Origin of the sequence: Pseudomonas sp. ADAK18, assembly GCF_012935695.1 — a bacterium.
Lineage (GTDB): Bacteria > Pseudomonadota > Gammaproteobacteria > Pseudomonadales > Pseudomonadaceae > Aquipseudomonas.
On the sequence record NZ_CP052859.1, the window covers coordinates 6,042,167 to 6,055,649 of the forward strand.

General features: G+C 52.9%; 13 protein-coding genes, 1 tRNA gene and 2 pseudogenes. 8 read left to right on the forward strand and 8 right to left on the reverse strand.

The window, feature by feature from the left end; all coding sequences use genetic code 11:
• Window positions 1-265 precede the first annotated feature (265 nt).
• The 3 genes from HKK55_RS27290 (at window position 266) to imm2 (ending at window position 1,375) form a co-directional block, all read left to right on the forward strand.
• A complete protein-coding gene (locus HKK55_RS27290) occupies window positions 266-523 on the forward strand; it encodes a hypothetical protein (RefSeq protein ID WP_169357432.1) in 258 nt (85 codons plus the stop codon).
• Between the two features lie 82 nt (window positions 524-605).
• Complete coding sequence (locus tag HKK55_RS27295) at window positions 606-1,022, forward strand: deaminase domain-containing protein (RefSeq protein WP_080266532.1); 417 nt, start codon at window positions 606-608, stop codon at window positions 1,020-1,022.
• A complete protein-coding gene (gene imm2 / locus HKK55_RS27300; protein WP_024672729.1) occupies window positions 1,022-1,375 on the forward strand; it encodes an Imm2 family immunity protein in 354 nt (117 codons plus the stop codon). Before HKK55_RS27295 ends, imm2 begins: the two co-directional genes overlap by 1 nt.
• 345 nt (window positions 1,376-1,720) lie before the next feature.
• On the opposite strand, the gene HKK55_RS27305 is transcribed toward imm2, so the two are convergent.
• Window positions 1,721-2,883, reverse strand: a protein-coding gene (locus HKK55_RS27305) for an IS3 family transposase (RefSeq protein WP_169357433.1) whose coding sequence is annotated in 2 segments (ribosomal slippage) — window positions 1,721-2,628 and window positions 2,628-2,883 — 1,164 coding nt in all. Because the reading frame shifts where the segments join, the coding sequence is not laid out codon by codon here.
• A 159-nt stretch (window positions 2,884-3,042) separates the two neighbouring features.
• On the opposite strand from HKK55_RS27305, the gene HKK55_RS27310 reads away from it, so the two are divergent.
• Window positions 3,043-3,411 carry a hypothetical protein gene (locus tag HKK55_RS27310; protein ID WP_169357434.1) on the forward strand — a complete coding sequence of 123 codons (369 nt, stop codon included), beginning with the start codon at window positions 3,043-3,045 and terminating at the stop codon, window positions 3,409-3,411.
• Window positions 3,412-3,449: 38 nt separating this feature from the next.
• Here the strand turns inward: HKK55_RS27310 and HKK55_RS27315 are convergent.
• Window positions 3,450-4,183: pseudogene (locus tag HKK55_RS27315) on the reverse strand (IS3 family transposase); the annotation flags it as partial.
• 281 nt (window positions 4,184-4,464) lie between these two features.
• Between HKK55_RS27315 and HKK55_RS27320 the strand changes: the two are divergent.
• Both HKK55_RS27320 and HKK55_RS27325 read left to right on the forward strand, forming a co-directional pair.
• On the forward strand, window positions 4,465-4,713 hold the full coding sequence (locus HKK55_RS27320; RefSeq protein WP_169357435.1) for an Arc family DNA-binding protein: 249 nt from the start codon (window positions 4,465-4,467) through the stop codon (window positions 4,711-4,713).
• A 355-nt stretch (window positions 4,714-5,068) separates the two neighbouring features.
• The gene (locus HKK55_RS27325) at window positions 5,069-5,683 is read left to right on the forward strand and encodes a histidine phosphatase family protein (RefSeq protein ID WP_237151300.1); all 615 of its coding nucleotides are present in this window, start codon (window positions 5,069-5,071) and stop codon (window positions 5,681-5,683) included.
• A gap of 774 nt (window positions 5,684-6,457) precedes the next feature.
• Here HKK55_RS27325 and HKK55_RS27330 read toward each other — a convergent pair.
• Together HKK55_RS27330 and HKK55_RS27335 are read right to left on the reverse strand one after the other, a co-directional pair.
• Window positions 6,458-7,141 (reverse strand): annotated as a pseudogene (locus tag HKK55_RS27330) (IS3 family transposase); the annotation flags it as partial.
• Window positions 7,142-7,379: 238 nt separating this feature from the next.
• The gene (locus HKK55_RS27335; protein ID WP_169357436.1) at window positions 7,380-7,712 is read right to left on the reverse strand and encodes a hypothetical protein; all 333 of its coding nucleotides are present in this window, start codon (window positions 7,710-7,712) and stop codon (window positions 7,380-7,382) included.
• A gap of 491 nt (window positions 7,713-8,203) precedes the next feature.
• Between HKK55_RS27335 and HKK55_RS27340 the strand changes: the two genes are divergently transcribed.
• Together HKK55_RS27340 and HKK55_RS27345 are read left to right on the forward strand one after the other, a co-directional pair.
• On the forward strand, window positions 8,204-8,602 hold the full coding sequence (locus HKK55_RS27340) for a hypothetical protein (RefSeq protein ID WP_169357437.1): 399 nt from the start codon (window positions 8,204-8,206) through the stop codon (window positions 8,600-8,602).
• A 217-nt stretch (window positions 8,603-8,819) separates the two neighbouring features.
• Window positions 8,820-9,236, forward strand: a complete 417-nt coding sequence (locus HKK55_RS27345) for a TonB family protein (protein ID WP_169357438.1) — start codon at window positions 8,820-8,822, stop codon at window positions 9,234-9,236.
• Between the two features lie 378 nt (window positions 9,237-9,614).
• On the opposite strand, the gene HKK55_RS27350 is transcribed toward HKK55_RS27345, so the two are convergent.
• The 4 genes from HKK55_RS27350 to HKK55_RS27365 all read right to left on the reverse strand — a co-directional run bounded on the left by HKK55_RS27350 (window position 9,615) and on the right by HKK55_RS27365 (window position 13,343).
• Window positions 9,615-9,690 (reverse strand) — tRNA-Phe (locus tag HKK55_RS27350).
• 103 nt (window positions 9,691-9,793) lie between these two features.
• A complete protein-coding gene (locus HKK55_RS27355; RefSeq protein WP_155582961.1) occupies window positions 9,794-10,066 on the reverse strand; it encodes an oxidative damage protection protein in 273 nt (90 codons plus the stop codon).
• Complete coding sequence (gene mutY / locus HKK55_RS27360; protein WP_155582960.1) at window positions 10,063-11,130, reverse strand: A/G-specific adenine glycosylase; 1,068 nt, start codon at window positions 11,128-11,130, stop codon at window positions 10,063-10,065. Before mutY ends, HKK55_RS27355 begins: the two co-directional genes overlap by 4 nt.
• Window positions 11,127-13,343 (reverse strand): AsmA family protein, encoded by a 2,217-nt coding sequence (locus HKK55_RS27365; RefSeq protein ID WP_169357439.1) that lies wholly within the window; start codon window positions 13,341-13,343, stop codon window positions 11,127-11,129. Before HKK55_RS27365 ends, mutY begins: the two co-directional genes overlap by 4 nt.
• Window positions 13,344-13,483: the final 140 nt, after the last annotated feature.

Here is a 13,483-nt window from a genome sequence, read left to right on the forward strand (position 1 = left end):
CTGAGCAGGCCGCCGGAGCCAGGGCACCTACACAAATCACTAGCTATTCAAATCACGCATTGGAGCAATTTGCAGGAAGGGATGGTGGTATTGGTGTAAGCCAGTCAGCACTCAGTGGAGCTTGGTCTAGTCCTCTAAAGATTGAATATGTCCCTTCAAAGTATGGTCCAACATTTAGGTATACGGGGACGGATGCAGTCATAGTGGTCAATGCTGAAGGTAAAGTTGTCACCGGTTGGGGAAAATCAGCTGCGGGGACCGGTAAATGAGTAGCCTCTTAACAAGCGCCCAATTACAGCTTTTATTGGCGTTGTGCTTTATGGCAGGAGAGCACCAACTGGCACTGGCTGAGAAATTACTTAATAGTTCATTATCATCAAGTGAGGTGGATGAGCTTTGTGAGTTGATTTCTAATGAATTTTTGATAAATGGAATAGAGGAAAGCTTCGAGCCGAATTGTTATGGCCTTGAGCTAGAACTGCTTCTGGATGCGGTCAACAGAGGTCGTGATCAAGGTCGTTAGAGCTTCGTAATTTTTTGGCTCTTTGGTTGTAGCAAAAGCGACTGCGACCGTGATTGACACTGCTCCGATGGCCCAACGGGTCATGGACGTTCGAGCTGGGTTGCCGTCTGGCTTACGGCGAAGTGGTAACGTAGCTGTCGCGGAAATAGATATTCCCGGAATACCTAAGCAGATGGCCGCACACAGCCAAGTCTCTGATGCTGGTAAGGGGCTTGTCGGCTCCGGAAATGGGAATTTTGTCGCTCAATCTGTACCCAATAAGGCTGGAGACTTGGTTTATCGGGGAATAGATACGGAATACAAAATTCTAGATAATATCGCTGACCAGTTGGGGAGAAATACCTCCGCAAGAGGAACAGTAAATATCCTTACGGAGAAAGCGGCTTGTGCCAGCTGTCTGAATGTGGCTGAGCAGTTCAAGGCGAAGTACCCCAATATTACCGTTAATATTCTTGATAATCAGGGTGTTATGCTGCGCCCTCCGAGGAAGACGCCGTAATGGAAGACAGAGTGACTTATGGTGAAATCCGGGCTTGGTTTCTGGGTAGCTATTATAGCTATTGCAAGGTCAAGCTCAGCCACCAAAGCTCATGGGCTGAAGGTGAAAGTGAAGTGGGTTATGCCTATGGCGAGCTTGAAAACTCATTTGAATTGCCTATTGAAAAGTTAATGCTCGAAGTTATAGCACTTATTCTTTCAGCAGGGCGATCTCCGGAAAAGGTCCAGAAGTATCATCTGGATACCATCTCTAAATTGTTAGAGGAGTTTGAACTCTCCTCTATCTTGGAAGATCTGCCTTCTGATGAAGTCGTGGAGCTTAAAGATGACCTTAGATTATTAGGTGTATGTTAATAGGGTAAAGCAGATATAGTCCGAAATATTTGTTGGTGCAAAAGCGACAGGTCAGACCGGTGCAAGCGCGGCGACCGGCGGGAACCTTGTTGTCGATAATGGCCCTAAGCTCCTGACTCACTCCCCAGCAACAAAGTTTTTCAAGGGTGATGAAGCGGTCCAGCACTTTGGAAAGCATGGTTCAGAGTTGATGGGGGCATTTGGCCGGAGTTCTTATAATCTTAAAAACTATCTAGATGATGCAAATCATGTAATTAAAAACGGAACATTTGTTTCGGAAATGAATGGGTATGTAAGGCTGATTGGCGGCGAAGGAAGTGCTAAATATGGGTTTGTATGTAGTGGTCAACTAATACCGGACACGACGTTAAGTTTTTCTTCGGCCCGAGCTGGCGCCAGCCCACCGTTGAGTTGATGGGGTCGAACCCAGTTGTACCGATGCATCAAGAAGTGGCTGATATCGCGCTGGGCTTCTTGAGCCGTTCGGTAACCCGTGGTCGGTATCCATTCCGTTTTCAAGCTGCGGAATACGCGCTCCATTGGCGCATTGTCCCAGCAATTTCCCCGACGACTCATGCTCTGGCGCATGCGATAACGCCACAGCCGTTGGCGAAATAAACGACTCGCATACTGCGCCCCTTGATCCGAGTGAAACAGCAGACCCTGAGGTCTTCCTCGTTGCTCGTAAGCCATATCCAGCGCCTTGATAACCAGATCAGCGTCCGGTTTTTCCGACAACGCCCAGCCCACCACCCGGCGCGTACAAAGATCCAGCACGACAGCCAGATAATGCCATTTCCCCTGGGCCCAGATGTAGGTGATGTCGCCGCACCAGACCTGATTGGGTGCCGGAACATCGAACTCTCGATTCAAGATGTTCGGGATATCCAACCGTTCAACCGTCGCTCGTTTATAGGCATGTGATCCGGGCTGTTTACTGACGAGGTCAAGCTCGCGCATCAGGCTGCGCACTTTGAATCGTCCGAGCTGCTCACCGTCTTCGCGCAGCATCGATAAGATGCTACGACTACCCGCGGCACTGCGACTTTGCGTGAACAGTTCATTGACCCGGCTGCGCAGCCGAAGCCGCTCAACGTCGGGAGTCCGGCGCCTGAGACGCTGGGCGTAATAACACGAGCGAGTGACTTCAAACACCTTGCACAGCCAATCAACCGGCTCGTGGACGCTCAGTTGGTCAATCAGCGCGAACGCTCGTGATCTTCCGACATCAAGAGCGGGGTAGCCTTTTTTAGGATGGATTTCTCTCGCTCAAGCCGAGCGATACGAGCTTCCAATTCCTGGATTTTCTGCTGTTCCGGGGTCAGGGCTTTGCCCTGCGGAGTGACGCCTTGGTGCTCCTGCTGAACCTGATCAACCCAGCGACGCAGGGCCGACTCGCCGACACCCAGTGAACGGCTGGCTTCGATGTAGCTGTAGTTTTGCTTGAGCACGAGGTCGGCAGCCTCGCGTTTGAATTCAGCAGAAAAGGAGCGGCGTTGTTTGGTCATCTGACACCTCGATCTGGCGAGCATTCTCGCCTAAATGGGTGTCCGGTTTCATTAGACCACTACAGTAGGTCTGGATAGGGCAACAGGAAATATAACTACATTCCATGTTAAGTCTGTAAGTGAGCTGGCAAGAAAAGCACCTAGTTTAGGGTTTTCTAAATGATCGTTAAGCGGTGTGAATGGATTTCTAAAGATGCGCAAGAGGCAATGCTGACAATTGGTGATGAAAATTTTGAGTGCGTGGCTTTTTCTCATCCATGCAGCATGCAGGTGGGGGATCGCCTGCGCGAGCCTTTGCTTGCCATCTCGATTAGGGGAGCAACCAAGGCGGAATTGAATGCTCAGCCAGTCATGCAACGTTTAGGTGAGAGTTTTGCTCATGAGTTTCTGGCTGAGGTGATTGATCTAAAAGAGCGGTTAGTGGTGGTTGGCTCAGTTGTCGTTGAATTAGATGATGTTTTGCCCGGAGAAATTAGCGTCGGCGATTTGATTCGGTTTTCCTGTGGTCGTCTTGACGTGATTTCTTAGCTGGTGCAAAAGACGCAGGCTGAATCGCCCCGGATTCTCTAGACACCTTGTAAGCTCATTGCGTAACGCTTTTCAAACTCTACCGGTAACAGCTGATTGTTGAAACCATGGCGGCGTTTTACGTTGTAGAACATCTCGATGTAATCGAACACATTACTACGAGCATCTTCCCGCGTGATGTAGATTTTTCGCTTGATCCGTTCCCGTTTCAGAAGCTGGAAAAAGCTCTCGGCCACGGCGTTGTCATGACAGTTGCCTCGGCGACTCATGCTGGCAACCAAATTGTTTGCGCTCAAAAAGCTGCGCCAATCGGAGCTGCTGTACTGGCTGCCCTGGTCGGAATGAACCATCACCTCTTGCTTCGGTTTACGCCTCCAAACCGCCATCAACAACGCGTCAATAGCCAAATCTCTGGTCATCTGCGCCTTCATTGACCAGCCAACGACCTGACGAGAAAACAGATCCAGCACCCCGCCAAATACAACCAGCCTTCATACGTACGAATGTAGGTGATGTCGGTGACCCAAACCTTGTTGGGCTCCACGACATCGAACTGGCGCTTCAACAAATTGGGTGAGGCGACCGCTGGCTTACCGCCGTACTTTCCAGGACGGCGTCGATAACCTGTCTGAGAGCGCAGCCCTTCAAGACGCATCAGCCTTGCCACACGATGGCGCCCGCAAACTTCACCGACCTCGCGCAGGTCGTCATGGATTTTGCGGTAACCATAAACGCCGCCGCTCTCCAGCCATGAATGTTTTATCAGCCCCACCTGATGGCATCTCTGCTGCCCAGCCGCCTGCATTCGACTCACCTCAGTGCAGGCGCTGTCGCTATCCGTACCCAGTGACGTCGTTTGAACATTAAAAGGGCTGTGGCAGTAAGGAGAGCTGAGCTCAATCATTCCGTCGAAAGTCTCTGCCGCTATAGCGCGTGTTTGGAAGAGGGGCTGCTCTGTTAGGGGGAAGGTATTAACTCTTTGGGAAAACTCCTACAGAAACCCACGTGATGATATTTATATGATATTGATTCGTTACCTATTAGAGTCGGAATATGCAAAGCAATCGTGAGCCTTTTATTGTGCGCCTCCCAATTCAGCTTCATGCGCAAATTAAGAGTACTGCAAAGGCAGACAGGCGGAGCATGAACAATGAAATCGTTGGAAGGCTGGAGAGGTCTTTTGAGGGGAGTCAGACCAAGACTGCAGATGACATCATAAAAATTCTTCTGTTGCAGAAAATCGAATTCCTGGAGAAAAAAGTCAAAGCTTATGAGCTCGCGTGTAGGTACTCGGCGGAGTGAGTCCGCGCGGCTACCCAACCCTGCAAAGCCAAGACATGGTGTGCACTTAAATTCAAGTGGGCACCAGTTTTAGCCTTTTAAGTGGGTATTTCATGCAGCCAACACACCGTTCCTATTCCAAGTCCTTCAAAGCTCTGGTCATTCAAGAGTGTGCCCACCTGGTTATGCTAGACGGTTTTGGATGATGACGATTAAGCCGGACTCACTGACGTAACAAACAACGAAAATTCATACGTGCCTGTCGGAAATTTCCTAACCTCATAATTTTTCTGCCTTGTTAGCATCCTAGGCGATTTCAATTTCTCCGAGCTAAGTATGGCTTGGGATTCGCGACTTTTAGTTAGGAGCTATACAAGTGATCAATGGAAGTCTATCCAAGGTATTAATTAGCATTGGTTTTGTCAGTGCTGCATTTATTGCTTACGACACATTCGCGAAAAACACGGTAGAAGACTTAGGAGCAAACAACAAATTAGCTCAATCAGGCATTTTTGATGACTGGGAAAGTGGAAGTGTCATTTTATTGATAAGGCACGAAGAGCGCTGCGACCGCTCAAGTAACCCATGCCTAGGCCCAGAAGATGGGATTACACTGTTTGGAAGCCAGAAAGCAAAAGAAACTGGCGCTCTTATAAGATCACATTTTTTATTAGATAATTCTGATATTTTTACCAGCCCAACCACTAGAACAGTTCAAACATCAGAATTTATGCTGGGCAAATCAATCCTTTTACCAGGCCGAGAGACTATTTGCGGAAGCGACATAGTTAAAAAACTACAAAAGCATAAGGTCGTCAACAAAAATCTTATAGTAGTGACTCACAATACATGCATTAATGACTTAGTAAAGGCCAGTAACTACAAAAAATCAGATAATCCTGAGTATGGAAGTTTGCTTTTTGCAAAAATATCAAACGCAAATAAAATGCACATTTTCGGAAAATTAAATCCTGGCGACCAACCTAGATAATTGCTTATAGGCAAGCCCGTTGTGACCTTCACAGTAATATGGCTACCGCGCTCCCTGACGATTACTGGCGGCACTGAAAGTCGTCCGGTCTCCGATAGCTATACGGGTGACCGAGGATATTCCGCGAACGTTCCTTGAACGCATGAGCCGGGCTGTGCGATAGGTTGAACGTGGTCACCTGGGACTGTTCGTCGATTCGAAAATCGGAAAAGCAACGCTCGAAAGTGGTACAGCCGTTTGATGAGCCTCCGGGGCGAACTGTGCTCTGAAAGGTCATAGAGTTGAGCTGCATATTGTGTTCCTTGCATAAGAACAATCACGATTACAGATATTGTGCGTGAATCAGGCAAGGCAAGACTATAGGCCTCCAGCGAATGTCCGCTTCTGGCCGATTCTGTTGAAAAAGTCGGCGGCAGTTTTTGAGGCATCAAAGTACACGTCGGAGATTAAAATTTCGAATATTCGCAGAGCCTTTCAGGCTGAGATTTCACATAAATACGTGCTGAGGAGGCGTTTTCACCACCCCATCCTACAGTGTTCTGAAAAAACCGACTATTTCAACAGAATCGACCAAAAGCAGCCCGTCAGAGCAATTCAGATTACCCATCATCAGGCTTGCCCGCCGCGATTCTGAACTGCCCTTAAGGACGGCTAGCCTGCTCTTGACCCCTTCAGCTTGGCCAGCCCTTGTTTGATGTGGCCAGCGTTTTCACCGATTGTTGGCGCTTATTTAAAACTGACCCAGTGGGGATGCGGACAAAAACTTGGACTGGGTTATGCCGCGAAGCCCAGGCTTTCACGATACTCAATGGGACTGAGCGCGCCGAGGGAAATCTTTATACGTTTTTCGTTGTACCAGCGAATGTATGAATCCAAGGACTGAATGAACTGCTCGATGCTCGTTGACTGCCAGTTGTGAGGATAGAACAGCTCCGTTTTCAGTCGGCCGAAGAAACCTTCACAAGCCGCGTTGTCAGGTGAGCAGCATTTGCGCGACATCGAACGAATCAGCTTCGCATCAGCGATGCGCGATAGCCAGCCGGGCCAGCGGTAGTGAGCGCCACGATCGGAGTGAACAACAGGCCGTTTATCGTTGCTGGCCACCGTTTTGACAGCGGCATCCAGCATCGTGTTCACAAGCTCGGCGTCGGGACGCGTGCCGATCGACCAACTGATTACCTTCCCATCGAAGCAGTCGATCATGGGGGACAGGTACACCTTGCCGGCCGGGATCTGGAACTCCGAGATGTCGGTCAGCCATTTCTCATTCGGAGCTAGGGCCCTGAAGTCGCGGTTGAGGAGGTTTTCCGGCGCCGGACTGATCTCCCCGAGGTAGGAACCGTATCGACGCCGTTTCGGTTTGGCGACGACTAGGCACTCCTGCTTCATCAAACGCTGCACCACCTTCTCTGAAAGGCGCACACGCTGCCTGCTCAACGAAGCTCGCATCCGACGGTAGTCGACGAATAGTTGCCCCGGTTCGCTTGCCCAGTTTGATGTAGAGCTTGACCGCTCGGATACGGTCTTCGTATGAATACATGAACTACCTCCAGGTAGTCCAAGATTTCCGCCGCATCCCCGGTTAATGCAGGCTGACTGCGGCTGAATTAGCACTTGGCCGCCATGCCAGTAGAGGCGGATTAGGGGGGCTATAGAGTTCGGAAAGAATCGTACGCTAAGCCCCGTGGGAATCCACTTACATCGACTTGATCGAAACTACTTCAACAAATCGGTATTTTTTCCTAGCCACCTTGGTAGCTTCTTGCTCCGCCTGGAGGGTACTCAGCGTATCAGCCTCATGGACCATCTCATACGTCTTGCCTTCAAATTCATTGCCCACCCGCAGGGTAACTCTCAGCCTGGGAGTGAATGGTTTCGTGACTTTCTTTTTCTCAGCCGTTTTTGCCGACTGGGTGCTCACGATATCAGCGAGTGGCTTTTGCACTGGAGGTGCATTGTCCTGCTCTAATTGCTCGCCATCACCGAACAATGCCCGGCGCATCTCTTCTTCAGCTAATTCTGAGTTCATGCAAATTCTCAAAGGGCTTGTTATGAGTAGCTCGCACGATTCTATCAGGATGACGAATTGCGCTATCGCTTCCTTACGAAGCTCGGAGAAGTCGTAAGTATTCTTCGATCAATCATGGCCCTGGACCTACCGAGGGGAGAGTAGGGGCTACCGCTCTTTACGGTCAGCGATCCTGGTGAAGGTGTTGACGTAGATCTGCCGGCCCTTGATCAGATGCGGCGCTAAGTCTTCTCCTCAATAGCTTCACATCAACGCGTCGGCGTTTAGTTGTCCGTGCCCTTGCACACTGCGCTTACCGCGTGACTTTAAGAGTCAATGAAAAATTGAAACAGGAAGGGTTGCTCAAGGCTCCAGTGGTTCATCAGTGGTGATGTAAGCGCAATGTTCACCAAACTTCATAAAGGTTAGGACACGCAAGAGGATGTTAGCTGGGCGGATGAGCAAGCGCAGCAGCATATAAATCAGCCCTTTGTGGCTATGAGGATACCAACATGACGTTATCTGGACTTTTTGAAAAGCTTGGTGCTCCTCTCAACAACCCGCGCTGGTCGTGGGGCAGCGTCAGAGATTCTGATGGTGTGATATTTCTGCGTGTTTGGCAGGATGGCACCAAAAAAATCGGTGAGAAGCGATACATCTGGGTTTTTGACGAAAGCCTTCAATCGAGTAGCTTGGGAGCTGACGAGCGTCTGCGCCATACACGGCTGCTACAGGCCGGATGCCCATGTTATTTAGTCATGTGTGAAGCGATGGACACCAGCGCAACCGTCCGAGTGGTTCGAGGCTTTAATAAAAATGAAGTCTTCGAGGCAGGAGAGATATTGTTGTTTGAAGGGGCTTACTGGCTTGAGCTCAAAGGAAGGGTTCCCGCTGACGGGCTTTTCATTTGAGGTGGGAGCCGTTTGGTAGTTTGGTCTATTGGTGGGAGCACACAGCGTAATGGCGTACGCACCGCGTGATTTCTGAGCTTATGAAAAACAAAAGCAGTAAGGGCTGCTCAGAAGCTCTGTGGCGCGCCAGCGGGAGCGAAAGATCCATGTTGGGAGGACTTATTGCCGGCGCCTCAGCGTGTCTGAGGGAGGCTGAGAAGCTTAAGGAGATGCATTTATGAAATATTGCTCGGTGTCACTTGCTCTGCTGCTTTGCGCCTGTGCAAGAGCCCCCACTCCTTTGCAACTGGCAGAACAGCACTTATGGGAGCAACAGTTGTTAACACATGTACAACTGTTCAAGTTTTACCCAGCAAACGCTCAGGCGCAGAGGCTAGAGGGTCAGGTTAATGCCGAATTTACCATCGATGCTCAAGGCAGCTTGGTGCGTGAGCACATTATCAGTAACTCAGGCTCTGAACTTTTCATCCTGGCAGTGCAGGCATCTCTTTCGGCTGCATCACCAATGCCCGCGCCACCTGCCTCAGTTCTAAAGGAAGGCAAGGTCGACGTGCGCGCTCCCTTTATATTTTGCCTGGACCAATCATGCGCGGAGCAAGCTATACACGGTGAGGCCATCGATAGGCAGAGATGATTTTATGTGGAACATGAGTGTGTACTTTCAATTAGGTGCTCTTGTGCGCACCGCGCATACCGCGTGACTTCAGAGGCTATGAAAAGCAAAAGCAGAGAGGGCTGCTCAGAGATCCTATAACGCGCCAGGAGGAACGAAAGAGCCACGTTGGGACGGACGGTATTGCCGACGCCTCAGCTTGTCTGAGGGAGGCTCTCAACCTGACAATCTAAATTAGATTAAATCTATTCAGCTTTTTGTCGCTGCTCCATAAATCCCTTGGACACCTTTCAATCACACTGTCAAAGCACCTTGGTCCAGAAATGGTCCAGAGACCATAAGATCGCAGGCAATAAAAAACCCCAAGGACAGATTGTTCCTTGGGGTTTCTCGGTATTTTGGTGCCCAGAGACGGAATCGAACCGCCGACACGGGGATTTTCAATCCCCTGCTCTACCGACTGAGCTATCTGGGCAACGGGGCGCATTAAACTGGTTTTTCAGGGGGTCGTCAAGCAAGTTTTCAAAAAATATTTAATTATTACCGTCGCTTACGTTCCAACCCCCGATTTTGATCAATTATTCAGCAGGTGGCACGTAACCGTCGGCCTTGGCGTATTCCTCGCCGGAAAAGAACTTGTCCATCTCGCCCTGAAGATATTTGCGGTCTTCGGCGTTCATCATGTTCAGGCGCTTTTCGTTGATCAGCAGGGTCTGGTGTTTTTGCCAGTCGGCCCAGGCCTGGGCAGAGACGTGATCGAAAATATCCTGACCCTTGGCACCCGGAAACGGGGCGCGCTCCAGGGCGGGCAATTCTTCGTGGTATTTGCGGCACATGATGGTGCGGGTCATGACGAAACTCCTGCGTTCAATACATCGGCCGCGCGCTTCAGCAGTTTTTTCACCGGGGCGGCAAGGCCCAGGCGCGGCGGGGTGGCGAGGTTATACCAGAGCCAGTCGGCCTCGGCCACGTGATGGGCGGATTCCTGGACCTGGACCAGCCAGGGTTCGATAGCCAGTTGGAAGTGGCTGAAGGTGTGGATCAGGCTTGGCAGCTCCTGCTGTTTGCCCAGTTCCAGCGAGTGCTGGTTGGCCAGATGCTCCAGGTCGCTCAGGTCATCCAGCTCTGGCAAGCTCCACAGTCCGCCCCACAAGCCCGTAGAAGGGCGACGGTAAAGCAGAATTGCGCCCTCGCCATTGGCCAGCAGCGGCATCAGCGTGCGCTTCTGCGGGACGGTCTTGCGTGGCTTGGGAATCGGGTAACGTGTCTCCAGGCCAAGCATGTGGGCTTCGCAGCCCTTTTCCAGCGGGCAAAGCAGGCAACTGGGCTTGCTGCGGGTGCAGAGGGTGGCGCCCATGTCCATCATCGCCTGGGTGTAGGCGTTGACGCGGGTCTGTGGTGTGAAGCGCTCTGCGGTGGCCCACAGCTGTTTAGCGACCTTGGGTTCGCCCGGATAGCCTTCCTGGGCGGTAAAGCGCGCCAGCACCCGCTTGACGTTGCCATCAAGGATCGGCGCCCGCAGGCCCATGCTCAGGCTGGCAATCGCGCCTGCGGTGGACAGGCCAATACCCGGCAGCTCAATGAGCTTCTCGACATCCCGAGGGAATTCGCCAGCGTATTGAGCAACGACGATTTTTGCGGTCTTTTGCAGGTTGCGGGCGCGGGTGTAGTAACCCAGCCCGGTCCACAGGTGCAGCACTTCGTCTTCCGGTGCGGCGGCCAGCGCTTCGACCGTTGGCAGGGAGGCCATGAACCGGTCGAAGTAATTCAGCACCGTGCTGACCTGGGTCTGCTGCAACATGATTTCCGAAACCCACACTCGGTAAGGCGTGATGCCCTGTTGCCAGGGCAGGTCGTGGCGGCCGTGACGGTCATACCAATCCAGTACCGCCGTTGAAAATTGCTCGGCTCTCATCGTTTGAACAGGCCTTTGAGTGCGTCTTTCAACTGCGGATTGACCTTATCGAGCTTCTCTTCCAGCTTCTCGCTGATCTTGTTGCCGGCCGCCTTGAGAGCGACCTGGCTCAGGCCGTCCTTGTCCAAGCGGCAAGCCTTGGCACCCAGTTCCAGCGGGCCACGGCAGCGCAAGGGCACTTCGATGCCCTGGAAGTTCGAGCCCACCTGGCAGGCCGGGTCCGGCATATCGCGTTTATCGCCTTCGACAATGATGCCGACGCGGTAGTCCATGCCCAGCACCCGCAGGTCGACATCACCGTTGCCGTTGACCGTCAGGCCCGGGATACGCACTTTCAGGTCCGGATTGCTGGCCACGCCGTTACGGAAGGTCAGGTTGCCCTTGAGTTCCTGGAACGGTGTGTCCTTGCCCCGTGGCTCGCTGCTGAGGGTCTTGCGGTTTAGCAGGGCTATGCCGGTGCACAACTGCTGTTCGATGTTGGCATTGAGCAGCACGCCGTCGGTGATCACGAAGCTGGCGGTACCGTTGAGGCTGTCGATCAGGGCTTTCTGGCTGTTGCCACGGCCGCTCACGTTGCTGTCGAGGGTGACCTGGCCTTTGATCGGCGGGTTTTTCCCCTGGGCTTGCAGGATGCGTTCTACCGGTACTTGCTTGATGTGGGTTTGCAGGGCCAGCACCGGGATATCCTGGCGTACGTCGAGGTTGCCGTTAGCCTGGAAGGTGCCGTTGTAGAGGCCGCCGCTCAAGGTATCGAGTTTGAGTTGGCCGTCCAGGCCGGACGCTTTCAGCACGGCGTTCTGGATGGGCAGCTTGCTCAGCGTCAGTTGATCGAAGGCTAGGTCAGCATTCACATCCAGGGTGCGCAGGCGTGTCAGCGGCAACAGCTTGTCGGTGCTCCAGGCGCCTTTGGTCGGGGCGTCCGGCAGCGGCGAGTTGCCACCGGCGGCCATGGCGCCGGCTTCGCTGCTCTGGACTTCGGCCTGGCGGGCGACGGCGGCACTGTTGGCCGCTTCGGACTTGGCCGGCAGGTAGTTGTCGGCGTTGAAGGTGTCGGCCTTGAGCTGTAGGCGCAGGGATTGCTTGGCGAAATCATCCACGGCGATGCGACCGGTGAAGGTGCTGCCGTCGAGCTTCAGGTTGAGGTCTTCCAGGGCCAGGCTGGTGGGCGTGCCCGTGAGACGGCTGACCATTTCGACCTTGCTCAGGCTACCCGGCGCCATGGCCGGCAAGGTGTGGCCGACGCTGTCGAGAAACTTGGCCAGGTCGAACTGCGCGATCGACAGGGCGCCGCTGATCTGCGGGGTCTTGTCCAGGTCATTGACCTTCAGTTCGCCCAGGGCGCGCAGTTGGTTCGCCGAGAGTTTCAGGCCGGTCCATTCGGCAATGTTGGCTGCCAGGTCCACCAGCAACTGGCCCTGGGTGGCGAATGTCACGGTCTTGCCTTGCAACGGCTCGCCGGTGGCTTCACCGGAGACTTTCATGTCTTCGAGCTGGTACCGCTTGAGGGCGCGCTGAATGCGCAAATTGCCGTTGAGCTCGGTCTTGACGCGCATGACCGGCTGATTGGTGCCGAAGAATGCTGTGAGCTTCACCGGGATGCTGGCACCGTCGTGTATGGCGCCGGCGCTCAACTGGATGCTTTCGGCGCTGAACTGCTTGCCCGTCTGCTCGTCGTTGTATTCCACGCGGGCGTTATTGATGGTCAGGCTGTCGATGTCCAGGCGGATCGGCTGGGGCGGCTTTTCAGGCTTGGGCGGCGTGGCAGGTTCAGTGACGGCGGGCGCATCGGGGGTTGTTCCCGCGACCGGTACATTCTTGCCGATGTCTTCCCAGTTGCCGTGGCCATGCACATCTTTGTTCAGGCGCAGGTTCAGGCCTTCGACACGCACATCGCTCATCTGCACTTCACGGCGCAGCAAGGGCAGCACTCGCACTGACAGGCCGAGCATTTGCAGGTCGGCGAACGGTTGGGTCGGATTGGTCAGGGTCGCCACACTGGCTTCGTGCAGCTCAAGGCCCAGCCAAGGGAACAGGCTCCAGCCGATGTCGCCATTGAGCGTCAGCTCGATATGGGCCTTGTCGCGGGCTATCTGGCGGATCTCGTCTTTATAGTCGTTGGGATCGAAGAGATGGGTCAGGGCAAAGCCTAGAGCCACAATGATCAGCAACAGCCCGAGAAGTACCAGACCCAGGATTTTGCCGAACGCTTTCATGGGCGAGTCCTTGTATGTCGATTTCAAAAATTAGCCAAAGAGTATAACGCCCGTGGACGTACGGCTGTTTATGGATCGTTACATGGTGTCAAACAAAGCAGATATCCCGAAAAAGGTGATATCAGTTTGGTTTTTCTGTC